Origin of the sequence: Pseudomonas sp. SBB6 (assembly GCF_024213215.1) — a bacterium.
Taxonomy (GTDB): domain Bacteria; phylum Pseudomonadota; class Gammaproteobacteria; order Pseudomonadales; family Pseudomonadaceae; genus Aquipseudomonas; species Aquipseudomonas donghuensis.
This window is the reverse complement of record NZ_JANAVH010000008.1, coordinates 28,824-50,123: the sequence shown is the minus strand read 5'-3', so window position 1 is coordinate 50,123 and position 21,300 is coordinate 28,824. Positions and strand designations below refer to the sequence as shown.

Genomic DNA, 21,300 nt, shown 5'->3' with positions numbered 1-21,300 from the left:
ATCGATCCGGGAGTGCCGCGATGATTAAAAGCTTCCTGCTCGCCCAAGGGGCGCTGCATCCGAGTGAAGGCCTCGACAGCCCGGTACTGCTGTTCGTCGATCCGGACCCTGCTGAGCGCGAACTGCTCAAGCACCGCTTGCGCATTGATGAGCACGCGCTGGCGTCAGCGCTTGACCCTGATGAGGTCTCACGCATCGAGTTCCACCCAGACAGCCTGTTCCTGATCTGGAAACGTCCTGAGAACTACTCAGGCGGCGACAGTTTCTCCTTTGAAGTGTCCTCCTTCGGTCTTTTGTTGCACGCCGAGCGCCTGGTGCTGATCGCGCCGGACGACTCGCAGTTGCAAGGCCTGGGTACCCGTCATGCCTTGCAGACACCGCTGGATGTGTTGTTGGATATGCTGTTCAGTAATATCCATCACTACCTTGGGCACTTGAAGGTGATCAAGCGGGTTGCCCGCGAGCTGCAGCAGCGCTTCAACAGCTCGATGCACAACAACCACTTGATACAGATGTTCAACCTCAGTGAAAGCCTGATCTATTACATCAACGCCATCCACAGCAATGGCACGGTGCTTTCGCGTCTTCGCAATCATGCGCAGAAAAACCACTTTGACGCGCCGCTCATCGAGTTGATCGACGACCTGATCATCGAGAATACCCAGTGCTACAAACAGGCAGAGATCTACTCCACGGTGTTTGCCGGGCTGATGGATGCACGTGGCAACCTGGCCAACAACACCATGAACGAAATGCTGCGCAAGCTGACCTTGATCAACGTGGTGTTCCTGCCCTTGAACCTGATCGCGAGCATCGGCGGCATGTCCGAATTCAGCATGATGACCAGTGGTGTCCCGTGGTGGCTTGCTTATCCGGCGCTGGTCCTGGCGATGCTGCTGTTGGGCGGGGTGATGGTCTTGTTTCTCAAGCGCCTGGCCCGGGATTTTCGTGGGGGAAGTCGAGCAGGGGGAGTGGCTACAGCCACGCGTCCGGGCGGCGCAAAGCGATTGTTTACACGTGTGTTCTCGTGATCGGAGCAGCGATCTGCCAAGGAGATGTAGATGAACAATACCGTTGTTGGTTTGCTGGTGGTAAGCGCAATTCTGCTGGTGGGCGCTGTGGGCTTCTATCTGGATTTCATCAGGAACAAAGACAAGCCCAGTTGATGTTCGCAGGTTAAGCAGAACTCTGGAGATCAAGCAAATGGTCTGGCCGCAGATCAAAAACTGGATGGGCTACCTCGGCCATTGGCACGCTATAAATCAGTTACCAGGCGTGTTGATACCACGTGGGGTCGGCGCCGTACCGGATAGAAACGGAGCGGGGCATCTACATTTCTAGTTATCGTTTCTACCGTCATTAAGGATTGAGCATGACAGCAGGACAACAGGTTTTATCGGTTCGCCCAGTAGAGCAAAAGGACTTCGACACGTGGTGCGAATATTGGGCTAAGTATCAAGCGTTCTACAAGGTGGATGTGGGCATGGAGACGACCAAGACCACCTGGGCGCGTTTCTTCGACAGCACCGAACCTGTGCATTGTGCAGTCGCCTCAGACGGCGAGCACATCTACGGTTTCGTCAACTTCGTTTTTCACCGATCCACCTGGGGCCGCAATGACTTCTGCTACCTGGAGGATCTATACGTATGCCCAAGCGTACGCGGCCAGATGATCGGTAAGACGCTTATCGAATATGTGCAAGGGCAAGCGCGGGAAAAAAACTGTGACCGGCTTTACTGGCACACCCAGGAGACCAATCAAACCGCCCAAAGGCTATACGACTGGATTGCCGAAAAGCCTGGCGTTATCGAATACCGAATGCCGTTGGATGCAACTGCGTAAACGGTGCCGCCGCGAGGTTAGCTGCTGGCCGATTATTGCCTGTCGTCACGGTTAGACCCACGTCTGCTCTTCCGGCTTAACGATGCGTGTTGCGGTTTCCATGGAGGTAAAGTATGCAGACAGGCCAGGCGCGATGATGGGAGTGTCTGGCTACCTCGTCACTGACCGCCACGTCACCAGTCCATCCAGGTCATGGTTGGACTTCAGGTACTTGAGCATGTTTTGCGCCTCGGCCTTTTCTTCAAACGGGCCTGCGAAAACGTGGGGCGCTTCATCGAGAATTGTGGGTATGTCGATCAGTGTCATTTGTGCCGCCATCCGTTCAAATTCCTCATCGGTACGGGCAGTAATACGTGCTACCCAGCCGCTGCGATTTCTCAGGGCGATAGGCTCCACGTCGGCCCCGCAGCGCTTACATCGTGAGGCTGCAGCTTGGATGGCTTGGGTGCAGGCAGGGCAGGGGCGCAGATCTTCGTGTACTAGCGCGTCAACACCGGTCTTTGCCAACCGTGGCATTAACAACACGGCGATCAGGGCTACGCCGGGAAGGAAAAGCCCGATTGCAAACCATCGTGGCCCTGATCGCCCGCGTGTACTCGCAACGTAAGCGGTCACGCCCGTGAGCATGAGCCAGAGGGGGAGTGGGACGCCCATTGCACTTCCTTGTTTTGAAATTTGAGTGAGAACCCCGCTGGCCGGGCACATCAAGGTATCTAGTTTTTCTCAGCAACGCCACAAATCGAGAACAAAGGCTGTCATCGCCCATCACACTAACGATCCTATGTCTCCTGGACACTTCTCATCGCGAAAGCCACTTGTCTCCTGGTCGATCAGGGCGATCGCGTAGCGTACATGCAGGTAGCCGCGTTCCCAGGGTTACTTGACCCGTTTAGTTGTGCCCTTATGCCACTTATGCTTGAACCGCTAGCCACTGTTCATAGGCCGCCGTCATCGTTTTCCAGGTCTGCGTGTCGGCGGGAATCAGGTGCTCAATACGCAACGATGCCACAGTTATGTCCAGCGGCATGCCGAAGGTTGTAAAGGTTGAGAGGAACGCCAACTCCCCCTGTTTTGAATGCAGGCGAGTAAGCACCACGGGGGAGAGCGCCGCATCTGCAGGAAGGTTGGCAGGGGCGGGAATACTGCTTAGCAGATTAGACAGATCAGCGTTGCTTGCAGCCTCCCTCGTCGCTCGCTGCCAGGCGATTGCCCTGATCTCTTCGGCATTGATCAGGTAATCACCCAAGCCTCCCGGGCACAGTAGCGTCGTCAGCAGATTGAGGCCTGAGCGATGTCCTTGCGCAAGATCGACCATGTCAAACAGCAATCCTGTGCTGACATTGGCGGCCGTAATGTCCCAGTTGCTGGCAATGACAATGGCTGGAGCCGGATTGTTGGCCTGCAGAATATGATTGACCGCTGCATACACCATCTCCATTTCCGGTGCGTTTAGCGGCGATGCGGTATAGCGAGGTGCGTACCCCGCCGCGAGGAATACGTCGTTACTTTGCTCCAGCGGAACGTCAAGCGCAGAGAGCACTGCGTGCAAGGTGCTGGGGCTAGCGTTGGCGCGTCCTGTTTCTATGCAACTAAGGTGGCGCTGGGAAATTCCGGTCATGAGCGATAGGTCTAACTGGCTCAACCCCGCGTGTTGTCGGAACCGGCGCAGATAGGCTCCGGCTTCTGTACCGGCAGCGGCGGCTCTGCGATGGAAGTGATGGTTACTCATGCTTCTACCTTGGCTGTCCATGTGGGAAACGTCCATGACCTGTGAGGTCATTGAGCGGCGAGGAACCCTATCACTACTGTACCGGGGTGACTCACCAAGGAGAAAAACGTGAGAGCTCGCTATCTTGCACTGCCCCCACTGATGGCCTTCACGCTATATACCGGCTGGACGCTGCTGATTACAGAGCAATCGCTCCTCGCTTTCGGTCTTGAGCTGTTGTCCCGGCCTGACACCGCGCAAGTGGTTGTCGACCTCTACTTGATGGCTGCGCTGGCCTGCATGTGGATGGTAACGGACACCCGCGCACGAGGAGGCTCTCTGATTGGGGTGCTGCCTTACATGCTGATCACGCTGGTCTTCGTTTCAATCGGTCCTCTGCTGTACCTCGTAATCAGGGGGGCAGAGAGAAAGAAGGGATGACGATGCGCTGCCACCTGGCGAACATAACCACCACCGCGGCCATCAGTGCTCGAAGCCTCAATACTCCAGTCGCCGTACTGGGGTATTTCCATGTTTGAACTGCCGGTAGCCGGTGTAGGGAAGCAAGACGGTGTCGGCGATACCCGATGCGGCCATATCCAGAAGGATCGGCGCTGGCGCCCAGTGAGCAGCCGATCTGGCCGGTCCGTCAAGGTTGCAAAACTGATAGGCAACGCCACTGTAGGCGCGCGGTATCGAATGGCAGTTGGTTTCCCATTTGGCCAGATCATCTACTGCGCGTGATTCGTTCGTCACGGTTCTGACCGTTGCGCATCCGCACAGTGTCACCAGCAGCAGGGCTGCAATCCATAGCTTCATAACGGCTCACTCCTTTGATCAGTCAATCCTGGCGGGCCTGAGGTGAATGCCTATCGAAGCCAGGTCCGGGTTTGGTCGTGCTGCAACATCAGCTCCCGTCGTCCGCAGGGTAGCAACATTCCCGGCAGCCCGAGACTTGGAGCGCAGGTGGCCAACGTTCACCTGATAGATGTGAATACTAAATGAATTCCAGGACCTGACAGTTCATTTATTTCGTGATGACGGGATCACTTCGCAGGGTTCTGGAGGTCCTTCGATGAAGCAGCTAGAGTTAGGCGCTGTACTGCGGCTGCGAACTCACCGGGCAGGACTGAAAAACACCGCGTGCGCCTTGCGGCGCCAGCATTCCTGCGAACTGCCGCTGGCCCTGCGAGAATCGGCCCGGTAACGGGAAACACGGACAAGGAGGTTTGTGATGATGGCCAAGCTGCTGGTAACGATCGGGATCGTCTTCTACGCCGTTGTGGTGCCCATTCTCGAGATCAACCAGACCCATGTGTTCAACCCGGCGTGGGAACCCCATGCGCGGCTCCATGAGACCTGGCAATTGTTCACCAATACCGCGATTGGCGCCTATAGCGTCTGGCTGGTGTGGATCAAGGACAATCTCAGGCTGGCCAGCCTGCTGACCCTGTTCGTCACCGGTGGTTTCCTGATGGCTTACTGGCTGCGGGAGGGCTACGGTGGGTCAATGGTGCTTACGGACGGTTCAGAGAAGATGATCCTGGGGATTAACCTTGGCCTTTTTGCCTATAGCCTGGCTATCGTGCTGGCGGCGCTGGCGGTGTTCCTCGAGCAGCGCAAACACGCGCAGGGCTAGCGGCTCATTGTCGCTGTGGCGGTAGCGACGTGGCTGCACAGTGTGAGATAACAAACGGTATTACGAAGCATTCTCAAAGCTATCGTTCTCCTGTAATCTCGCCGCCGCTCAGGTGGCGACCCGGTCGCACGCCTGTTTTCAGTGGACGCGGGGGCGGGGATGGAGACGAAGAAAGGGATGGCGGCGATTCTTGAGTGGCGGGCCCGCTTCCTGGGGGAAGGTGCGTTGCAGGAGGCCGAATACGACCAGGCCTTGATGGCCGCGCAGCAGCTTGAGCAGTCCGGTCTGGTCAGCCCGGGGGAGTGGGTGGCCATGGTCCGCCAGGCGAATGCGGCATTGTTGGGCCAGGGATAGATCCGCCGCGGTATTGACTCAAGGCAGGAGGCCAAATGAGCGCAACGCACGACGATACCATCATCCGCAGGGCCACGCCCGAAGACGTAAGCGCCATGCTCGCATTCGATGCCTACGCCAGTGTCAACGCCGGGCGCGGGCGATTTCTTGGCGAAGCCGTCGACAAACAGCAATGCCTGGTTGCCGTGCACGCTGGGGCGGTGATTGGCTATGTCGCGCTCACCTACAGCTTTTTCGATTACGGTTTTATCAACCTGGTCGTCGTTGCCCCTGAATATCAACGTCAGGGCATGGCAGGTCGGCTACTGCTCGCCGCCGAGGCGACCTGCAAGACAGCAAAGCTGTTCATCTCGACCAACCAGTCCAACCTTCCTTCGCGCAAGTTCATCCTCAAGGCCGGTTTCGAGCCTAGCGGCGTCATCGACAACCTCGATGAGCACGACCCGGAGCTTGTCTACTTCAAACGCACCCGCTGATCGATCGGGAACTCGCGTGGGTCTGTTCGGTCTGAGCAGCCTTTGAAGGCCTTTTTTATGGACAAAAGTGCAGCGCGGGGTGTGCTTGACCTGCTCCCGAGCATCATTCTCGGGCTCTCCCTGGCCCTGGTCGGCTGGTTGTTGTTCAGTGTAGTGATCGTCGAGCTTGCACAGACCATCAGCGAAGATTCCAGTGCGTATTTCAGCGATGAGCAGGCGTGCACGTCAGAGTCGGTTGAGGTCTTGTTTGGCCAGGAAGTGGGCAAGGACGTACTGCTGGTTGCCAAAGTGTTATCGGGCGTCAGTTCGGTGCGAGTGTTGTCGATGCCGGGTCGCGACCTGAGCTTCGTGCCTGATCGGCTGAATCTGGAAGTGAATGAGCAGAAGCGGATTGTCGGGGCTTTCTGCGGCTAGCGGATACCGCAGGTCCTGGTGCATCGCGTTGATCAGCCATTGTTGAGCATAGCGCCCGACGTAGCGTGCCTTTTTGCACGTCAGCGCTAGGTGCATGGGCCTGGGTGGTCTATGTTAAACGCCAAGCGCTATCAGACAGTCGGGAGGTGGTTTATCACTGTGGTTGGAGTTTTATGGAACAGGGACCTGTATGCCCTCCTGCGATGACTTGAACGGGCACGATGCGGAGTCATTCTCGCCACGTGAAGGGCGTTCGGCGCCACTGTTTCGCTTGATTCTGAGTTTCCTGCTGCTGGTCGTGCTGCTGTTCGTCGGCATCGAAGGCTGGCGGATCTGGCGCGATTACCGGCACGCCTTCGCCAGTGCTCATGACTCGGTGACCAACCTTGCCAGTGCCACTGCCCAGCATGCCGAAGACGCGATTCGTCAGGTCGATGTGGTGACCGCGATGCTTGGGGAGCGGCTGGAAGGCGACGGGTTTGCGCGGATGAACATTGCGCGGCTGCACAAGCTGCTCAAGCAGCAGGCAACACTGATGCCGCAGCTTCACGGCTTGTTCGTGTATGGCTCGGACGGCCGCTGGATCGTTACCGACAAGAGCGGCACTCCAACCAACGCCAATAACGCCGACCGCGATTATTTCGAATATCACCGCACCCATGAAGATCGCGGCGTGTATATCGGCGCGGTGGTGAAAAGCCGCTCCACCGGCGATCTGGTCATTCCTGTTTCCAGGCGCTTGAACAACCCCGACGGGTCGTTTTTCGGGGTGTTGCTCGGCACCGTCAAGGTCGACTATTTCGTCGAGTTCTACGGTGCGTTCAAGATCGATGACCGAGGGGCGCTGGTACTGGCCAAACGGGACGGGACCATCCTGGTCCGCCGGCCTTTTGTCGAACGGGTGATTGGCGGCAGCCTGGCCAGTAGCGAGATTTTCCAGGACTATCTTCCGCAATCCCCCGAAGGTGTAGTCGAAACCACGGCAGTGGTCGACGGCACGCAGCGCCTGTACGCCTACAAGGCTCTGGACGCTTATCCGCTGGTGGTGGAAGCCGGGCTGTCGAGGGCTTCGATCATCGACCCTTGGCGTGAAGACCTGATCAAAACCGCCGTGCTGTTGCTGTTGTTGCTGGTGGGCTTGAGCAGCTTCGGCGCCTTGGTGCTCAGGCAATTGCGCGAACGTATGGTGATGGAGACCGCGCTTCGCCGTGCGCACCAGACCGTCCGCGACCTGGCCTTGAGCGATAGCCTCACCGGCCTGGGCAACCGGCGTCGGCTGGACACCGCCTTGGCTGAAGAAATTCGCCGGGCCAAGCGCCAGGGCTATCCATTGGCACTGGTGATGATGGATCTGGATTACTTCAAGCGCTACAACGACAACTATGGGCATCCGGCGGGTGACGACTGTTTGCGGGCAGTAGGCGCCGCCATTCAGAGCAGCCTCAAGCGCCCTGGCGACCTGGCCGTGCGCTACGGCGGGGAGGAGTTCACCCTGCTGCTGCCCAACACCGATGCCGCAGGTGCCAGCCGGATTGTCGAGGGCATCCTCGAAGCCATTCGCTCATTGGCTATCGAGCATGTGAAAAGCCCGTCAGGGCGGGTCACGGCCAGTGCCGGCATTGCCCTGGGTTACCCGGTCAGCGATCCGGTCACGGCGCACGTGCTGATGGGTGCTGCCGATTCGGCGCTTTACCAGGCCAAGGACAAGGGGCGTAACGGCTGGTGCCTGGTCGACGGTCTGGCCGCAGGGTGGGCGAGTAAACGGACCTAGCCATCCGCCGCTCGAACGGGACATGGCGTACAGCGAACACCTCGAATTTGATGCCGGCCACCGTGATGCAGTGCATGATAAACGTTGCGCGCATCGGTAAAATGCCCAGCCCGCACATGCAAAGGACTGATCATGGACGACCCCTTTTTGCCCCAACGCTTGTTTGCACTGGCCGCCCTTGTTGTCGCGGCGATAGGCGGCTGCGTTTTCGTGTTTATCCTGTTAAGCCCTGAAGGGCCTTTCCCGGGCCTTGGTAGCGCACTCGCGGTATTGACGCTGGGGGTAACCAATGGCTTATGCCTGCCGTTGGTGGGCGCCTATTGGTGGCTCGCCGGAAAACCCGCAGGCGCTGCTACCTTACTGATTCTTCAGGTAATAGGATTGATCGCCTTCATCGGATGGTTTGCCGCGGCTTGATAGCGACTGCGCTATTACCCGGTCGCTTGCCGCCGCCGTCATCGGGCTCTACGAGCTACCTGTCATCAGCCGCTACCCTGGGATGCGGGCGATCAATTCGGCGCCCTGATTACGCACATTGCCGACGGCGGCGCTGACCGGGTACCACTCGAACAGCGTGGCCGGCTCGCTCCGGTGCAAGGCGATCTGTTCGGCGTGCTCACCGGCAGTGGCCGGGTCCAGCCATTGTCGGGCGAAAGCCGGCGCCAGCACGATCGGCCGGCGGTCATGCACATCGAGCAGGCCGCCTTCACTGTCCGCCGTGAGCATGACAAACCCTGCGTGCTCACCGCTGAACTGGGCGATCGCGGCGCACAGGGCAGGGCGCTGATCGGCGCGGCGGATCAGATAAGGCTGTTTTTTCGCGTGGCCTTCATCGACCCATTCAAACCAGCTGTCAATCGGCACGATGGCCCGGTGTGGCCAGATGGTGCGAAAGAACGCGCCATGGGCGACGTTCTCCACTCGCGCGTTGATGGGCGCGGCGCGGTCCCTGGCCCAGTGCGGCCGCCAGCCCCAGGGCAGCAGGTCCGCGTGCAGGCTGGCGGCCGCGATATGCAGCAGGGCCACCGGTGTGCTCGGTGCCAGATTGAAGTGCCCAAGCGGTTGATCACCGACGTTGTTGACCAGAGCCCCCGGCATGCTCAGGGCGTCGACGAAATCGTGGATGCCACGGTACTGGGACAACCTGCCGCACATGCTGCGATGCTCCGCGAGGTGCCTATCGGTTGAGGATAGATCCGATCGCTGGGCAAGCCTGCGACAGTCATGTCAGCGCCCAGACCACTAGCGACACAACCAATGCCAACAAGGTACCCAGCCAGGCGCTGACTTCGAACGTCGAGCGTCGCGCGCTGGCGTGGACTTCGCGCAGGAATTGCGCCTGGGTTGGCGCCCGCTCGCGGTAGCGCAGGTGCTCGGCCAGGTCCTGTAGGCGAGCCTCGATGATCGAACCGACCACGAAAAATGTTGCCCCGTAGCTGGCGATGAAGATCAGCAGGTATTTCATTGTCGCTCCTTGGCAGGCACCGCTCCCTGGTGCCGTTACCCTGGCATGGAACCTTGTGCCTGTACAACGTCTAAGCTGCTGTGGGATATCCCATTATCGAGCGCATCGTTATGTCCAGATCACGCTTGCTGGTTATCGCTGTCACTTCGCTGAGCCTGATGCTCGGCTCGCTTGGCGCTGTTGCCGATCCGGGCAATGGCAAAGGCAATCCGGGGCATGGCCAAGGCCAGGGCAAACAGGGTGGCCAGGGTGCCGGCCAGAAAGGCGGCAAGGGCGCCGAGCAATGGAGCCGCGGCCCAACCATCGATCGCACCAGCGTTATCAAAGTGCTGCATGGCTATCCTGATTACTGGAGCCGCGACGCCGACCTGCCCCCGGGTGTGCGCAAGAACCTGGCGCGGGGCAAACCCTTGCCGCCGGGCATTGCGAAAAAACTCGATGACCGCCTGCTCGGCAGGCTACCGCACTACGATGGTTACGAATGGCGCCAGGCCGGAACCGACCTGATCCTGGTGGCGATCGCCACCGGCATCATTTATGAAGTGCTGACTCACGTGCTCGATTGAAACCGCAGTTGACGGCGTGGGCGAGTGCGCTTATACAGGCGCCCCCCACACCGGCAAGACAGGCCCTGCAATGAACGACGACGAACTGGACATTCACGAACCTGAACATGATCACCTGCTGGATCATGAGTTCGCCGAAGACGATTACCCGTTCCAGGACGAGGTCAATCCGTTGTTCGATCCGCAAGATGACGACGAGGACGAGGAGGGGCCTGGTGCTGTCGCGGGGGGCGATGATGCCTTCTGGGATGAAGGTGTAGACACCCTCGACGACCTCTAGGCGCCAGCAACAGCGCTGGCACCTGGAGGTGGTGCGCGGTTAACGTCCATCCACCGAGAAGCGCCCGGCACCGGTGACCGATAGCAACAGCAGGCCGCCGACGATGCTCATGTTCTTGAAAAACTGCACGGTGTTGGCCGCCTTGGCTGGGTCGACCATGTTCCAGAACGGATGGCCGATGACGGCGGTACCGATCACGAACAGGGCGAACAGGAAGGCCAGCGGTCGGGTGTAGAAGCCCAGGATGAGAATGATGGCGACAAAAAACTCCATGACTATCGCCACCCCAGCCGCGACTGTTGGCAGCGGAGCCCCGAGGGATGCCAGGTAGTCGACCGTGCCGTCGAAGCCGGTGAGCTTGCTCCAGCCAGACATCACGAACAGGATCATCAGCAGTATCCGCGCCAGCAGGATGATAACGTCGCGCTGGTTGTCGAACAGGGTATAGCGCATGGCGGCCTTCCTTTGTTGTTGGGCAATTTTACCTTAGCAGTTGCCGCAAGGATTTGCGGCTCGCCGGTGCAAAAAGGGCATAAGGCTGTAATTGGATAAACGCCAGACAGCAAAAAGGCGCCCGATAAGGCGCCTTTTCAGAAGATGGTGCGAGTGGCGGGACTCGAACCCGCAAGGCTCACGCCGGCAGATTTTAAGTCTGCTGTGTATACCAATTCCACCACACTCGCATTGCCTTGAGGAAAATGCATTTGCTCCCTCAATCAAGCGAGCTTTATAACCCATCGTTATATTCGAGTCAACCGCGCGCAAGGCTCTGGGCGGCGCCTGTGCTGAGCGCCAGAGCATTTGCCCTGGACCTTGGTTATGACCACCCGGTGGCGTTTGCCAGCCTGTTTCGCCGCAAGCTGGGGCAGACGCCACGCAGCCTGCGTGGTCAGTAGCTGATCGTATCGGCGACGCTGCGCAAGTCAGCCACCGACGTCTGCAGGCCAGCGATCCTGCCCAGTACAGCGGCGGCATCGGCCTGGTGTATGGAGTGCTGCAAGTGCAACACGTGCCCGCGCAAGTCGTGCGACACCCGCTCAAGGTCGGCGGCGGTGTGTTGCAGGTCATCGTGGATGGCTTTCATTCGTAGGTCTGCGGCCACGTGTCGTTCCCTCGAGGTAGGTGGCAGATAGCAAATTCGGGGCGACTATAGAGCAAGTGGCTCCTTACTGTCATTGGGCCACTGTTGCTTTCATGTTTGATCCAATTCAAGGCAGGCACACCTGTCCAGGCAGGCACCTCGCGCTGCTGAAACGTCCGTCGGCAACCCCCCGGGTCAAGTGGTATTGGCCTGTGCCGTTTGCCAAGGTCTGGCAGTGGGTGAAGAATCCGACTAAGTTTTAGACCAGCGAAGGGAATCGCGTGCAGCGTATGCTGTCATATCCAGACAAGCCATCTGCGGTTTCGTGGGGCAGCCATGGTCTTATCCGACTCCGATCTGCATGCCAGTCGCTTCGAGCAACTGGTGCAAACCGTCGCTGATTACGCCATCTACATGCTCGACCTCGAAGGTCACGTGATGTCATGGAACGCCGGTGCCCAACGGATCAAGGGCTACTGCGCCGATGAAGTGATCGGCAAGCATTTCTCGATATTCTTCACCCCGCAGGATTGTGCCGACGGCAAGCCGGCCTGGCTGCTCGATCGCGCCTTGAGTACCGGTGGCGCCCAGGATGAAGGTTGGCGCCTGCGCAAGGACGGCTCGTTGTTCTGGGCGCTGGTGGTGCTGGACGTGATCAGGGCGCCCGATGGCGAAGTGCTGGGGCTGGCGAAAATTACTCGCGACATCACCGATCGGCGCGAGGCCGCACTACAACTCGATGAAGTGCGCGCGCAGCTGTGTCAGTCGCAAAAACTCGAAGCCCTCGGCCAGCTGACCGGGGGCATGGCGCATGATTTCAACAACCTGCTGACCATCATCATCGGTTCGGCCCGGCTGGCGCTCACTAGCCGGGATCCACAACGTACCCAGCGCCTGCTCGGGCATATCCTCGATGCCGGCGAACGCGGCAGCCAGATGACCCAGCAACTGCTCAGTTTTGCCCGCTTCAAGGCGCTGAAGTCTGGCCGTGTCAAGGTGTCGGCACTGATCGAGTCGACACGCTCGCTGCTCGGGCAGGCCCTGCCCAATGCCGTGGCGCTTCAGGTAAAGCTTGCCGAGGACCTGTGGGATGTCGCAGTCGATGCCGGGCAGTTGCAGATGGTTTTGCTCAATCTGATCTTCAATGCCCGCGATGCCATCGACGGCGAGGGCGTGATCAGCGTGCACGCACGAAATTGTGAGCTGGATGGCCAGCCGGACGGGCTGGCCGGGTGCTTTGTCTGCATCAGCGTGCGCGATACCGGCCGAGGAATCGACGGCCAGGTGCTGCCGCGCATCTTCGAGCCGTTCTTCACTACCAAGAATCTTGGCAAGGGCACAGGCCTGGGCCTGAGCCAGGTTTATGGTTTCGCCAAACAGAGCAATGGTACGGTCAGCGTTAACACTGAAGCGGGCAAGGGCACCTGCATGAGCGTCTATCTGCCGTTGTACTGCGCCGCTCTTGACCCCGACCTTACACCTGAGTACGGAGGTGCATAGCATCGTGGAGCAACTCAACCGCCTTGCCACCGGCATCCCCGGGCTCGATGAATTGCTCAAGGGCGGGCTGGTGGTGGGTGCCTCCTATATTGTTCAAGGGCGGCCCGGTTCGGGCAAGACCATCTTTGCCAACCAGCTGGCCTTCGACACCCTGGAGCAAGAGGGGCTGGACGAAGTGGTGAAACTGCTGCGCGGTGAAATCAGCCGCCACCAGGCCAGCTTGCTGATCGTCGATGGCTTGCTCAATGCCCGCTCACGGGCGAAACCCCCGCTGGATAGCAAAAAATTCATTGCCCAGTTGCATGGCCATGCCGCGTTCGCCGGCTGCACCGTGCTGTTTCTGACCAGCTCGCAGCTGGATGACGGAAGCCCGGAGCACACCATGGTCGATGGTGTTATCGAGCTGGGAGACACGTTGCTCGGCAGCCGTTCGCTGCGCCGCATCCAGTTGCGCAAGCCCCGCGGCAGCGGTGCGTTGTCGGGCATTCACGAGTGTGAGATCAACGTGGATGGCCTGCAGGTGTACCCGCGCCTGGAGTCGCTGTACAGCCACCCGAGCGGCCTCAACGGGCACGCCTTCACCGGTGTCGGGATCATGAAGAGGCGGGTGGTAACACCATGAGTACCATTCTGGTCGTCGACGACGAGTACCTGATCGCCGATATCCTCAGATACGCCCTTGAGGACAGAGGTTTCGACGTGGAACTGGCCAGCAATGGGCAGAAGGCCTTGGACGTATTGAAAGACAAGCCAGTGGAGTTGGTGATCACCGATTACATGATGCCGGTGATGGATGGCGGGGCATTGGCCGTCAGCATTCGTGCAGAGCCGCTGCTACAGGGCTTGCCGATCATACTGATGAGCGGGGCACAAGCTCACATGGGGCGGGATAATCCCGGGCTGTTCGCTGCCGTGTTCGACAAACCCTTCGACATCGTTCAACTGATTGCCAAAGTGAAGGAACTGGTCGACGCGCCCGAGGCATCTTGAGACCTGGTGAGGCAGCCGCAGGGCCGTCAGTACAGGATCAAGCGCATCCGTGCGGCTTGAGTCAGCTGGGGGGGCTACTTAGTGCTCGTCGCCTCCTTTCTCCGGTGCCGGGCTACCGGCCTGAATGCGTTTGAAAATCTCCTCGCGGTGCACCTGTACATCTTTTGGTGCATCGATGCCGATCCTCACTTGCATCCCTTTGACGCCCAGAATGGTGACTTTGATGTCATCGTTGATGACGATGCTTTCGCCAACCTTGCGGGTGAGTATCAGCATGTATATCTCCTTGGTAACGTAAGTTGCCTTGCAGGCGGGGCCCGCAGAAGCCGGGATCACACAGGGGGTGAGTCCCTCTTTCCCTTCATTAAAGACGCTTTCGGCGGATATTAATTCCCCCGAACACAGATTCTGTCGTGAGTCTTTAGTCGCAGGTGCCGATTGGCTGGATGAGCGCTCCCGAACAGCGAGTGCTGCCCGTACCCGCAAGCATAGGGGGGTTGAACGAATATGGGAAATTTCTCTGCATGATACCCAAGGTGGGTTTCGCTGAATGGCTTTTCAAGGGACGGCCAGGTTTTACATGAACAGCGCCAACGCCACTTCCTCGCAGCCGCTGATGGGGCTTGCCCAATGGGCTGCAGGGTTAGCCCAGCAGTGCCACCGACTTGATCTGTGCCCACAGCGCTTGCCCGGCATGCAGCTTGAGCTGGTCGGCGGAGTAACGGGTGATGCGCGCCAGCAGGGTGGTGCCGGCCGCGTCCAGGCTGACCAGCACATGGGCGCTGTTGTCGGCCGGGCGATGGCCGCTGACGGTCACCGGCAGGCGATTGAGAATGCTCGATTGCTGGTCGGCGCCCAGGCTCAGGCTGACGTCACGCGCCTGGACCTTCAGGCGCAACGGCATGCCGACGGCCAGCGGCTCGTGGGCCACGCGCAGCTGCAGGTCGCTGTGTGGCAGTTGCAGGCTGAGCAACTGATAGTCGCTGTTGTAGGCCCTGACCTGGCCTTCGATGATCACCCCGGCATCATCGCCCTGGGCCAGCGGCAGATCGAGGCGGGCGAGGGTGGCGGCAATCGGCCCGCTGGCCTGGACCTGGCCCTGTTCCAGCAGTACCAGGTAATCGGCCAGGCGTGCGACTTCATCCTGGGCATGGCTGACGTAGATCAGCGGGATGTCCAGTTCGCTGTGCAGGCGCTCAAGGTAAGGCAGGATCTCGCGCTTGCGTGGGCCGTCCAGGGCTGCCAGCGGCTCGTCCATCAGCAGCAGTTGCGGGCTGCTCAGCAGCGCCCGGGCAATGCCCACGCGCTGGGCTTCGCCGCCGGACAGCGTCGCCGGCTTACGTTCAAGCAGGTGTTCGATGCCCAGCAGCGCGCAGGCCTGTTCGAGGCTGACCTTGCGCTGCTGGGTGGGAATGCGCTTGTAGCCGAAGGTCAGGTTGGCGCGCACCGACAGGTGAGCGAACAGACTGGCCTCCTGGAAGACATAACCGATCGGGCGTTGATGCGGGGCGACGAAATGCTCGCGGCGCGAGTCCTGCCAGATCTCGCCGTTGACCTCGATGTAGGCTTCGGGGGCCCGCTCCAGCCCGGCCAGGCAGCGCAGGCAGGTGGTCTTGCCCGAGCCTGAATGGCCGAACAGCGCGCTGATGCCGCGCCCGGGCAGTTGCAGGTCGACGTCCAGGTTGAAGTCGTCGCGGGCAAGCTTCAATCGGGCATGAATCATCGCCGCCATGCTCAGCTCCAGGCCGATTTGCCCCGGCGGCTGGAGTACAGCGCCAGCAGCACGAGGAAAGAGAACACCAGCATGGCCCCGGCCAGCCAGTGGGCCTGCAGGTACTCCATGGCTTCGACGTGGTCGAAGATCTGTACCGAGACCACCCGGGTCTTGTCGGGGATGTTGCCGCCGATCATCAGTACCACACCGAACTCGCCGACGGTATGGGCAAAGCCGAGGATACTGGCAGTGATGAAGCCTGGACGCGCCAGTGGCAGCACCACGTGGACGAAACAGTCCCAGGGGCTGGCGCGCAGGGTGGCGGCCACCTCCAGCGGCCGTTCACCGATAGCGCTGAAAGCGTTCTGCAGCGGCTGCACCACGAACGGCATGGAATAGACCACCGAGCCGATCACTAGCCCGCTGAAGCTGAACACCACGGTGCCCAGGCCCAGCGCCTCGGTGGTCTGGCCGATCCAGCCGTTGGGCCCCAGGGCCAGCAACAGATAGAAGCCGATCACTGTCGGCGGCAGCACCAGCGGCAGGGCCACCACCGCGCCCACCGGACCGCGCAGCCACGAACGGGTGCGTGCCAGCCACCAGGCGATGGGGGTGCCGACCAGCAACAAGATCAACGTGGTCAGGCTGGCCAGCTTGAAGGTCAGCCAGATAGCGCCGAGGTCGCTGGCATCCAGTGGCATCAGATTTGGTAACCGTAGGCTTTGATCACGGCAGCCGCTTTTGGCCCCTTGAGGTATTCAACCAGGGCTTTGGCAGCGGCGCTGTCCTTGCCTTTATTGAGGATGACCGCATCCTGCTTGATCGGCTCATGCAGGTTGGACGGCACGATCCAGGCCGAGCCGCTGCTGACCTTGCCGTCCTTGTAGATCTGCGACAGGGCGACGAAGCCCAGTTCGGCGTTGCCGGTGGAGACGAACTGGAAGGCCTGGGTGATGTTCTGGCCTTCGACGATCTTGGCCCTGGTGGCCTCGCTCAGCTGCAGTTTGTCCAGCACCTGGGTCGCTGCCAGGCCGTACGGCGCAGCTTTCGGGTTGGCGATCGACAGGTGCTTGAACTGGTTTTTCTTCAGTACATCGCCCTTGGCATCGACATAGCCGTCCTTGGCCGACCACAGCGCCAGGGTGCCGATGGCGTAGGTAAAGCGCGAGCCCTTGACGGTATTGCCTTCAGTCTCGAGTTTTTCCGGGGTGCTGTCGTCGGCGGCGAGGAACACGTCGAACGGCGCGCCGTTCTTGATCTGCGCATAGAACTGGCCGGTGGCGCCATAGGCGGCAACCAGCTTGTGGCCGGTGTCTTTCTCGAAATCCTTGGCGATCGCCTGGATGGGCGCGGTGAAGTTGGCGGCGACGGCCACCTGTACCTCATCGGCCCAGGCGCTGTTGAAGGTCATGAAGGTGGCCAGGGCGGCCATGGCAAAACGCGGTGCGCACTTACTCATGAAAAACAGCTCCACAGGCTGAGGGGTATTCGTTGTATAGGTGAATATATAGCGAATGCCCGACCAACGGGAAGTACTGCTTCAGCGTTTGAGCTGGGCGAGGGCTTTTTCAGCCAGGGTGCGCGTCAGTTCGTCAGCCGACAGCGCCTGACCCAGGCGCAGCGCCTGGCCCGACCAGAGGTTGCTGAAATCGCTATTACCCTTTGGCTCGCTGATTGCCCGCAGCGGCATCAGCGCACCTCCAGCCAGCGGAAAGTGTGGCGCAAGCTCACTCATAGGCCCCAGCTCGCGCATGATTCGTGTGTTGATCCCGCGCGCCGGGCGCCCGGTGAACAGATTGGTCAGGGCCGTGTCGCTTTCCTTGGCGCTGTGCAAGGCCTGGCGATGGGCCGCCGAAACCTTGGCTTGCGGGCAGAACAGGTAGGCGGTGCCCAGTTGCACCGCCGAGGCGCCCAGGGCCAGGGCAGCAACGATGCCGCGATGATCGCCAATGCCGCCGGCGGCAATCACCGGCACGTTCACCGCATCGACAACCTGCGGCACCAGCGCCAGGGTACCGACCTGGGTATTGAGGTCGCGGGTAAGGAACATCCCGCGATGGCCGCCGGCTTCATAGCCCATGGCAATGATTGCGTCGCAGCCGTGATCTTCCAGCCACAGGGCTTCATCAACGGTGGTGGCGCTGGATAGCACCTTGGCGCCAGTGGCCTTGACCCGCTTGAGCAGGCAGGCTTCGGGCAGGCCGAAGTGAAAGCTGACCACCGCCGGCTTGAATTGCTCGACCAGTTGGCAGGTGGCGTCATCGAATGGCGCGCGATTGGACACTGGCGTCGGCGCATCGAAATCGGCGCCCAATTCCTCGTAATAAGGCTTGAGTGCCAGTTTCCAGGCCGCGTCGCGGGCAGGGTCCGGCTGCGCTGGCTGATGGCAGAAGAAGTTGACGTTGAGTGGTCCGTTGCTGCCCTCGCGGAAGGCTTGAAGCTCGGCGCGGATCTGTTCCAGGCTCAAGGTTGCACAAGGCAGCGAGCCCAGGCCGCCGGCATTGCTCACGGCGATGGCCATGGCCGAGCCAGTGGAACCGGCCATTGGCGCCTGAAGGATCGGCAGTTCGATACCGAGCAGGTCGAGGAGACGGGTGTCCGGCCATTGGCGCATGCCTGGGGTTCCTTGTGCTGAGGTGGTTTTACAGCGCTTTGCTCACCTTGATATCAGTGATTTTCTTGGCGTCTTCGCCGTGGAGCTGTTGCAGCGCTGCCTGCACTTGCTCGGGAGCATCACTGGTCATCTGGGCGAAGTCGAAACGTTGCTCGCCATCGATCTTGTACTTGATGACGTACTTGGTGGTCTGGCTCATGGGCTTATCTCAGCTTCGACGACGAACGGCGAATGATCTTGATGGTGTGGGTAAAGGTCGGCTTGGTCACGGCCGACAGGGCCCGTGGGCCGACGGTATCGATCGTGATGTTCCAGAAGCCGGTGCTGGGCACGGTGATCTTGGCCGGGAAGTCAACGAAGGCACCGCCGTGGTAGGTGTGGCGGCCGCCGTTCTTGAAACTGCGGAAGTTGGCGTCGTTCATCAGGCGGATATTACAGCGCTGGGAGCAGTGAATGACCACGATGTCATCCTCGTTGAGGTGCTCGCGCTGGTGTACGAATTTCATGTTGCACTCCGCATTGGATCTGTCAGCAAATCAAAACGATACCATGATGTCGGTTACACTGTCGGCCTTCATGCCAGGCCCAGGATAAAACTGCCAATCAAGGGAGCGAAATGGTCTGCGTGTGGTCATATTCTTTTTCCGTGGTGGAGGTGTGCTTGATGAAGTGGGTCGTAGCAGCGTTGGCAGTAACGCTGGGTGGCTGTGTAAGTGTGTCGGAGCTGGAGCGCAGCCCGGAAACCCTCAATGTGATTTCTGGCAAGAAACCCCAGGAATATGCCGACTGCGTGCAGCAGCAGTTGAGTGAGACGCGCGGGCAGCTGGCCGTGGAAGAACGCCACGACGGTTTGCGCCTGGTCGTGCCGCAAAAGGTGGGTGCCGGCCCGGCCGCGCTGGTGGATATCGACAAGCGTGGCAGCGGCAGCAGCATCAAGCTGTATGAGCGGTTGAACAATTTCCCGCTGCGCCTGGGTGATGTGAAGACGGCAGCGACACGCTGTATCTCCGGGTAACACCGCGATCGAACTAACCGATTCAGCTGGCATCTAGCCATCTTTCTGCGTTGTAGCTCACGGCGTATAGGCCTACTATCCAAAGGCTTATACTTATTAAGCCTAAGCTTATAACAAGAAAATGGAGTCCGTGATGATCCCACTGGATCGCATCCTGATCAGCAGCCTGCTGCTGTTTTCTCTGCCTGCTGTACAGGCCGCCGACGGCCAAAAGATCTTTACCCAGGGCGGCCAGAACCCCGCCGCCATGGCCTGTCTGGGCTGCCATGGCCCGGACGCCAAGGGTATCGCGCCGGCGGGGTTCCCGCGCTTGGCCGGCCTGCCTGCGGCATACCTGAGCAAGCAGCTGCATGATTTTCAGAATGGCAGCCGCAAGCACCCGATCATGGAGCCGCTGGCCAAGGCCCTGAGCGCTGAGGAGATCCAGGCGGTCAGCGCAACCCTGGCGGCCATGCCCAGCGCACCGGCCGGCGACAGCCATCGCCAGCAAATGGCCGCCGACCCGGTCCAGAAGCTGGCGTTGTATGGCGACTGGAAGCGCAAAATCCCCGGTTGTGTGCAGTGCCATGGGCCTGGAGGCGCGGGTGTTGGCGAGCATTTCCCACCCTTGGCCCATCAGCCGGCAAGCTACCTGATTGCCCAGCTCAACGCCTGGCGCGACGGCAGCCGCAGCAACGACCCCAATCAGTTGATGGTCGGCGTGGCCAAGGCCATGACCGATGACGAAATCAAGGCTGTGGCCAACTATTTCGCCAACCCCGTCAGCCCGGAGGTCAAGCCATGAAACCGATGATTTTCGCCGCCTTGGCCCTGAACCTTGGCACTGTTCACGCCGCCCCGATTGCCATGGAAGACCAGTCGCAGCTCAAGCCTGCGCCTGGCGCACCAAGCTTCACCCCGCCTGCCGAGAGTGAGTTGCCTGACAATGCCTTCGGCAAGCTGGTCCGCGATGGCCATGCCTTGTTCGTCGATACCCGGCGGTTGATGCCTGACAATGTCGGCAACGGCCTTAACTGCAGCAACTGCCACCTCGACCAGGGCCGCCTGGGCAACTCGGCACCGCTGTGGGGCGCGTACCCGATGTACCCGGCCTATCGCAAAAAAAACGACAAGGTCAACACCTTTGCCGAGCGTATCCAGGGCTGTTTTCAATTCAGTATGAACGGCAAGCCGCCAGCGGCTGACAGCCCACAGATGACGGCCTTGTCGGTGTATGCCTACTGGCTGGCGAGCAAAGCGCCGATCGGCGTCGAGAGTGCTGGCCGTGGCTACCCGGACGTACCGCAATCGGCTGAAGGCTATGACTTCAAGCGTGGTGAGCAGGTGTACCAGGCCCAGTGTTCCATTTGCCACGGGGCCAACGGCGAAGGGCAGAAAGTGGCCAAGGACTACGTGATGCCGCCGTTATGGGGCAAAGACTCCTACAACTGGGGCGCCGGCATGCACCGGATCAACACCGCAGCCTCCTTCATCAAGCACAACATGCCGCTGGGTCAGCCCGGCAGCTTGAGCGACCAGCAGGCCTGGGATGTGGCGGCGTACATCAACCGCCACGAGCGGCCGCAGGACCCGCGCCTGGTAGACGGCTCGATCGAGAAAACCCGGCTGAAGTTCCATGCCAATGATGGCGTGAACCTCTATGGGCAGAAGGTTGACGGCGTGCTGGTCGGGCAGGGCATGTAGGTAGCACAAAGCCCCTGGTGATGTGCCGGTGGTCTTTCACCGGCGCAATATTTATGATCCTGGGGAACTATCTACCCCAGGATTTCTCTATCATGGCATCGGCCGCCAGGTGGTGGGGCATTGTAAGCTGACCGCCGCCTGATTAGACTGCGCCGAATTTCGTACGCAAAGCCCTTGTTAAGGACGT

Annotated in this window: 30 protein-coding genes, 1 tRNA gene and 1 pseudogene; 17 read left to right on the top strand and 15 right to left on the bottom strand. The window is 60.1% G+C overall.

The window, feature by feature from the left end:
• Positions 1-20: 20 nt before the first annotated feature.
• Complete coding sequence (locus NLX68_RS16770; RefSeq protein ID WP_254284883.1) at positions 21-1,031, top strand: magnesium transporter CorA family protein; 1,011 nt, start codon at positions 21-23, stop codon at positions 1,029-1,031.
• 341 nt (positions 1,032-1,372) lie between these two features.
• The gene (locus NLX68_RS16765; protein ID WP_254284882.1) at positions 1,373-1,843 is read left to right on the top strand and encodes a GNAT family N-acetyltransferase; all 471 of its coding nucleotides are present in this window, start codon (positions 1,373-1,375) and stop codon (positions 1,841-1,843) included.
• A gap of 150 nt (positions 1,844-1,993) precedes the next feature.
• Here NLX68_RS16765 and NLX68_RS16760 read toward each other — a convergent pair whose 3' ends face one another.
• A complete protein-coding gene (locus tag NLX68_RS16760) occupies positions 1,994-2,239 on the bottom strand; it encodes an SPOR domain-containing protein (protein WP_254284881.1) in 246 nt (81 codons plus the stop codon).
• Between the two features lie 514 nt (positions 2,240-2,753).
• Positions 2,754-3,572 (bottom strand): helix-turn-helix domain-containing protein, encoded by an 819-nt coding sequence (locus NLX68_RS16755; RefSeq protein WP_254284880.1) that lies wholly within the window; start codon positions 3,570-3,572, stop codon positions 2,754-2,756.
• Between the two features lie 108 nt (positions 3,573-3,680).
• Between NLX68_RS16755 and NLX68_RS16750 the strand changes: the two genes are divergently transcribed.
• Positions 3,681-3,992, top strand: coding sequence for a DUF2834 domain-containing protein (locus tag NLX68_RS16750; RefSeq protein ID WP_254284879.1), 312 nt, complete (start codon positions 3,681-3,683; stop codon positions 3,990-3,992).
• Between the two features lie 57 nt (positions 3,993-4,049).
• Here NLX68_RS16750 and NLX68_RS16745 read toward each other — a convergent pair whose 3' ends face one another.
• Positions 4,050-4,370 (bottom strand): YceK/YidQ family lipoprotein, encoded by a 321-nt coding sequence (locus NLX68_RS16745; protein WP_254284878.1) that lies wholly within the window; start codon positions 4,368-4,370, stop codon positions 4,050-4,052.
• 415 nt (positions 4,371-4,785) lie between these two features.
• On the opposite strand from NLX68_RS16745, the gene NLX68_RS16740 reads away from it, so the two are divergent.
• From NLX68_RS16740 to NLX68_RS16715, 6 genes are all read left to right on the top strand, one after another.
• Positions 4,786-5,190 carry a hypothetical protein gene (locus NLX68_RS16740; RefSeq protein ID WP_254284877.1) on the top strand — a complete coding sequence of 135 codons (405 nt, stop codon included), beginning with the start codon at positions 4,786-4,788 and terminating at the stop codon, positions 5,188-5,190.
• Positions 5,191-5,349: 159 nt separating this feature from the next.
• Positions 5,350-5,544, top strand: coding sequence for a hypothetical protein (locus NLX68_RS16735; RefSeq protein WP_254284876.1), 195 nt, complete (start codon positions 5,350-5,352; stop codon positions 5,542-5,544).
• Between the two features lie 35 nt (positions 5,545-5,579).
• Positions 5,580-6,020, top strand: a complete 441-nt coding sequence (locus tag NLX68_RS16730; RefSeq protein ID WP_254284875.1) for a GNAT family N-acetyltransferase — start codon at positions 5,580-5,582, stop codon at positions 6,018-6,020.
• Between the two features lie 57 nt (positions 6,021-6,077).
• Complete coding sequence (locus tag NLX68_RS16725; protein WP_254284874.1) at positions 6,078-6,434, top strand: I78 family peptidase inhibitor; 357 nt, start codon at positions 6,078-6,080, stop codon at positions 6,432-6,434.
• A gap of 190 nt (positions 6,435-6,624) precedes the next feature.
• Entirely contained in the window at positions 6,625-8,205 is a 1,581-nt protein-coding gene (locus NLX68_RS16720; protein WP_254284873.1) for a sensor domain-containing diguanylate cyclase, read from the top strand.
• A 132-nt stretch (positions 8,206-8,337) separates the two neighbouring features.
• Complete coding sequence (locus tag NLX68_RS16715) at positions 8,338-8,622, top strand: hypothetical protein (protein ID WP_254284872.1); 285 nt, start codon at positions 8,338-8,340, stop codon at positions 8,620-8,622.
• Positions 8,623-8,694: 72 nt separating this feature from the next.
• Here NLX68_RS16715 and NLX68_RS16710 read toward each other — a convergent pair whose 3' ends face one another.
• Together NLX68_RS16710 and NLX68_RS16705 are read right to left on the bottom strand one after the other, a co-directional pair.
• Positions 8,695-9,360: an SOS response-associated peptidase family protein gene (locus tag NLX68_RS16710; RefSeq protein ID WP_254284871.1), complete on the bottom strand. Its 666-nt coding sequence runs from the start codon at positions 9,358-9,360 to the stop codon at positions 8,695-8,697.
• A 67-nt stretch (positions 9,361-9,427) separates the two neighbouring features.
• Positions 9,428-9,670 carry a hypothetical protein gene (locus NLX68_RS16705; protein ID WP_254284870.1) on the bottom strand — a complete coding sequence of 81 codons (243 nt, stop codon included), beginning with the start codon at positions 9,668-9,670 and terminating at the stop codon, positions 9,428-9,430.
• A 110-nt stretch (positions 9,671-9,780) separates the two neighbouring features.
• Here NLX68_RS16705 and NLX68_RS16700 point away from each other — a divergent pair, with 110 nt between their 5' ends.
• Together NLX68_RS16700 and NLX68_RS16695 are read left to right on the top strand one after the other, a co-directional pair.
• Positions 9,781-10,236 (top strand): anti-virulence regulator CigR family protein, encoded by a 456-nt coding sequence (locus tag NLX68_RS16700; protein ID WP_254284869.1) that lies wholly within the window; start codon positions 9,781-9,783, stop codon positions 10,234-10,236.
• A gap of 70 nt (positions 10,237-10,306) precedes the next feature.
• Positions 10,307-10,516, top strand: a complete 210-nt coding sequence (locus NLX68_RS16695) for a hypothetical protein (protein WP_254284868.1) — start codon at positions 10,307-10,309, stop codon at positions 10,514-10,516.
• Between the two features lie 39 nt (positions 10,517-10,555).
• Here the strand turns inward: NLX68_RS16695 and NLX68_RS16690 are convergent, their stop codons facing one another.
• The 3 genes from NLX68_RS16690 to NLX68_RS16680 all read right to left on the bottom strand — a co-directional run bounded on the left by NLX68_RS16690 (position 10,556) and on the right by NLX68_RS16680 (position 11,618).
• Positions 10,556-10,969 carry a DoxX family protein gene (locus NLX68_RS16690; RefSeq protein ID WP_254284867.1) on the bottom strand — a complete coding sequence of 138 codons (414 nt, stop codon included), beginning with the start codon at positions 10,967-10,969 and terminating at the stop codon, positions 10,556-10,558.
• Positions 10,970-11,114: 145 nt separating this feature from the next.
• A tRNA-Leu gene (locus NLX68_RS16685) sits at positions 11,115-11,199 on the bottom strand.
• 206 nt (positions 11,200-11,405) lie between these two features.
• Positions 11,406-11,618 (bottom strand): hypothetical protein, encoded by a 213-nt coding sequence (locus NLX68_RS16680; protein WP_254284866.1) that lies wholly within the window; start codon positions 11,616-11,618, stop codon positions 11,406-11,408.
• 315 nt (positions 11,619-11,933) lie between these two features.
• Here NLX68_RS16680 and NLX68_RS16675 point away from each other — a divergent pair, with 315 nt between their 5' ends.
• The 3 genes and pseudogenes from NLX68_RS16675 (at position 11,934) to NLX68_RS16665 (ending at position 14,087) form a co-directional block, all read left to right on the top strand.
• On the top strand, positions 11,934-13,097 hold the full coding sequence (locus NLX68_RS16675) for a nitrogen regulation protein NR(II) (RefSeq protein ID WP_254284865.1): 1,164 nt from the start codon (positions 11,934-11,936) through the stop codon (positions 13,095-13,097).
• A 1-nt stretch (position 13,098) separates the two neighbouring features.
• Positions 13,099-13,662, top strand: a pseudogene (locus tag NLX68_RS16670) (RAD55 family ATPase); the annotation flags it as partial.
• A 53-nt stretch (positions 13,663-13,715) separates the two neighbouring features.
• On the top strand, positions 13,716-14,087 hold the full coding sequence (locus tag NLX68_RS16665; protein WP_254284864.1) for a response regulator: 372 nt from the start codon (positions 13,716-13,718) through the stop codon (positions 14,085-14,087).
• Between the two features lie 78 nt (positions 14,088-14,165).
• On the opposite strand, the gene csrA is transcribed toward NLX68_RS16665, so the two are convergent.
• From csrA to NLX68_RS16630, 7 genes are all read right to left on the bottom strand, one after another.
• On the bottom strand, positions 14,166-14,363 hold the full coding sequence (csrA, locus tag NLX68_RS16660) for a carbon storage regulator CsrA (protein WP_010223936.1): 198 nt from the start codon (positions 14,361-14,363) through the stop codon (positions 14,166-14,168).
• Positions 14,364-14,730: 367 nt separating this feature from the next.
• Positions 14,731-15,819, bottom strand: coding sequence for a molybdenum ABC transporter ATP-binding protein (gene modC / locus NLX68_RS16655; protein ID WP_254284863.1), 1,089 nt, complete (start codon positions 15,817-15,819; stop codon positions 14,731-14,733).
• A 2-nt stretch (positions 15,820-15,821) separates the two neighbouring features.
• On the bottom strand, positions 15,822-16,502 hold the full coding sequence (gene modB / locus NLX68_RS16650; protein ID WP_254284862.1) for a molybdate ABC transporter permease subunit: 681 nt from the start codon (positions 16,500-16,502) through the stop codon (positions 15,822-15,824).
• Positions 16,502-17,260: a molybdate ABC transporter substrate-binding protein gene (gene modA / locus NLX68_RS16645; RefSeq protein ID WP_254284861.1), complete on the bottom strand. Its 759-nt coding sequence runs from the start codon at positions 17,258-17,260 to the stop codon at positions 16,502-16,504. Before modA ends, modB begins: the two co-directional genes overlap by 1 nt.
• An 81-nt stretch (positions 17,261-17,341) precedes the next feature.
• Positions 17,342-18,415, bottom strand: coding sequence for a nitronate monooxygenase family protein (locus NLX68_RS16640; RefSeq protein ID WP_254284860.1), 1,074 nt, complete (start codon positions 18,413-18,415; stop codon positions 17,342-17,344).
• A 28-nt stretch (positions 18,416-18,443) separates the two neighbouring features.
• Positions 18,444-18,614: a hypothetical protein gene (locus NLX68_RS16635; protein WP_254284859.1), complete on the bottom strand. Its 171-nt coding sequence runs from the start codon at positions 18,612-18,614 to the stop codon at positions 18,444-18,446.
• Positions 18,615-18,618: 4 nt separating this feature from the next.
• Positions 18,619-18,921 (bottom strand): DUF1883 domain-containing protein, encoded by a 303-nt coding sequence (locus NLX68_RS16630; RefSeq protein ID WP_028941873.1) that lies wholly within the window; start codon positions 18,919-18,921, stop codon positions 18,619-18,621.
• Positions 18,922-19,079: 158 nt separating this feature from the next.
• Between NLX68_RS16630 and NLX68_RS16625 the strand changes: the two genes are divergently transcribed.
• The 3 genes from NLX68_RS16625 (at position 19,080) to NLX68_RS16615 (ending at position 21,113) form a co-directional block, all read left to right on the top strand.
• Positions 19,080-19,430 (top strand): hypothetical protein, encoded by a 351-nt coding sequence (locus NLX68_RS16625; RefSeq protein WP_254284858.1) that lies wholly within the window; start codon positions 19,080-19,082, stop codon positions 19,428-19,430.
• A 133-nt stretch (positions 19,431-19,563) separates the two neighbouring features.
• Positions 19,564-20,214 (top strand): cytochrome c, encoded by a 651-nt coding sequence (locus NLX68_RS16620; protein ID WP_254284857.1) that lies wholly within the window; start codon positions 19,564-19,566, stop codon positions 20,212-20,214.
• Positions 20,211-21,113 carry a c-type cytochrome gene (locus NLX68_RS16615; RefSeq protein ID WP_254284856.1) on the top strand — a complete coding sequence of 301 codons (903 nt, stop codon included), beginning with the start codon at positions 20,211-20,213 and terminating at the stop codon, positions 21,111-21,113. Before NLX68_RS16620 ends, NLX68_RS16615 begins: the two co-directional genes overlap by 4 nt.
• Positions 21,114-21,300: the final 187 nt, after the last annotated feature.

What these genes read in the sequence shown, in the direction of transcription:
- NLX68_RS16730 (WP_254284875.1), top strand. Translation starts at nt 5,580, where the DNA reads ATGAGCGCAACGCACGACGATACCATCATCCGCAGGGCCACGCCCGAA.
- NLX68_RS16665 (WP_254284864.1), top strand. Translation starts at nt 13,716, where the DNA reads ATGAGTACCATTCTGGTCGTCGACGACGAGTACCTGATCGCCGATATC.
- NLX68_RS16690 (WP_254284867.1), bottom strand. Translation starts at nt 10,969, where the DNA reads ATGCGCTATACCCTGTTCGACAACCAGCGCGACGTTATCATCCTGCTG.
- NLX68_RS16615 (WP_254284856.1), top strand. Translation starts at nt 20,211, where the DNA reads ATGAAACCGATGATTTTCGCCGCCTTGGCCCTGAACCTTGGCACTGTT.
- NLX68_RS16745 (WP_254284878.1), bottom strand. Translation starts at nt 4,370, where the DNA reads ATGAAGCTATGGATTGCAGCCCTGCTGCTGGTGACACTGTGCGGATGC.
- NLX68_RS16620 (WP_254284857.1), top strand. Translation starts at nt 19,564, where the DNA reads ATGATCCCACTGGATCGCATCCTGATCAGCAGCCTGCTGCTGTTTTCT.
- NLX68_RS16640 (WP_254284860.1), bottom strand. Translation starts at nt 18,415, where the DNA reads ATGCGCCAATGGCCGGACACCCGTCTCCTCGACCTGCTCGGTATCGAA.
- modB (WP_254284862.1), bottom strand. Translation starts at nt 16,502, where the DNA reads ATGCCACTGGATGCCAGCGACCTCGGCGCTATCTGGCTGACCTTCAAG.
- NLX68_RS16710 (WP_254284871.1), bottom strand. Translation starts at nt 9,360, where the DNA reads ATGTGCGGCAGGTTGTCCCAGTACCGTGGCATCCACGATTTCGTCGAC.
- csrA (WP_010223936.1), bottom strand. Translation starts at nt 14,363, where the DNA reads ATGCTGATACTCACCCGCAAGGTTGGCGAAAGCATCGTCATCAACGAT.
- NLX68_RS16695 (WP_254284868.1), top strand. Translation starts at nt 10,307, where the DNA reads ATGAACGACGACGAACTGGACATTCACGAACCTGAACATGATCACCTG.
- NLX68_RS16770 (WP_254284883.1), top strand. Translation starts at nt 21, where the DNA reads ATGATTAAAAGCTTCCTGCTCGCCCAAGGGGCGCTGCATCCGAGTGAA.
- modA (WP_254284861.1), bottom strand. Translation starts at nt 17,260, where the DNA reads ATGAGTAAGTGCGCACCGCGTTTTGCCATGGCCGCCCTGGCCACCTTC.
- NLX68_RS16635 (WP_254284859.1), bottom strand. Translation starts at nt 18,614, where the DNA reads ATGAGCCAGACCACCAAGTACGTCATCAAGTACAAGATCGATGGCGAG.
- NLX68_RS16700 (WP_254284869.1), top strand. Translation starts at nt 9,781, where the DNA reads ATGTCCAGATCACGCTTGCTGGTTATCGCTGTCACTTCGCTGAGCCTG.
- NLX68_RS16740 (WP_254284877.1), top strand. Translation starts at nt 4,786, where the DNA reads ATGATGGCCAAGCTGCTGGTAACGATCGGGATCGTCTTCTACGCCGTT.
- modC (WP_254284863.1), bottom strand. Translation starts at nt 15,819, where the DNA reads ATGGCGGCGATGATTCATGCCCGATTGAAGCTTGCCCGCGACGACTTC.
- NLX68_RS16735 (WP_254284876.1), top strand. Translation starts at nt 5,350, where the DNA reads ATGGAGACGAAGAAAGGGATGGCGGCGATTCTTGAGTGGCGGGCCCGC.
- NLX68_RS16765 (WP_254284882.1), top strand. Translation starts at nt 1,373, where the DNA reads ATGACAGCAGGACAACAGGTTTTATCGGTTCGCCCAGTAGAGCAAAAG.
- NLX68_RS16630 (WP_028941873.1), bottom strand. Translation starts at nt 18,921, where the DNA reads ATGAAATTCGTACACCAGCGCGAGCACCTCAACGAGGATGACATCGTG.
- NLX68_RS16675 (WP_254284865.1), top strand. Translation starts at nt 11,934, where the DNA reads ATGGTCTTATCCGACTCCGATCTGCATGCCAGTCGCTTCGAGCAACTG.
- NLX68_RS16720 (WP_254284873.1), top strand. Translation starts at nt 6,625, where the DNA reads ATGCCCTCCTGCGATGACTTGAACGGGCACGATGCGGAGTCATTCTCG.
- NLX68_RS16625 (WP_254284858.1), top strand. Translation starts at nt 19,080, where the DNA reads ATGAAGTGGGTCGTAGCAGCGTTGGCAGTAACGCTGGGTGGCTGTGTA.
- NLX68_RS16705 (WP_254284870.1), bottom strand. Translation starts at nt 9,670, where the DNA reads ATGAAATACCTGCTGATCTTCATCGCCAGCTACGGGGCAACATTTTTC.
- NLX68_RS16715 (WP_254284872.1), top strand. Translation starts at nt 8,338, where the DNA reads ATGGACGACCCCTTTTTGCCCCAACGCTTGTTTGCACTGGCCGCCCTT.
- NLX68_RS16725 (WP_254284874.1), top strand. Translation starts at nt 6,078, where the DNA reads ATGGACAAAAGTGCAGCGCGGGGTGTGCTTGACCTGCTCCCGAGCATC.
- NLX68_RS16755 (WP_254284880.1), bottom strand. Translation starts at nt 3,572, where the DNA reads ATGAGTAACCATCACTTCCATCGCAGAGCCGCCGCTGCCGGTACAGAA.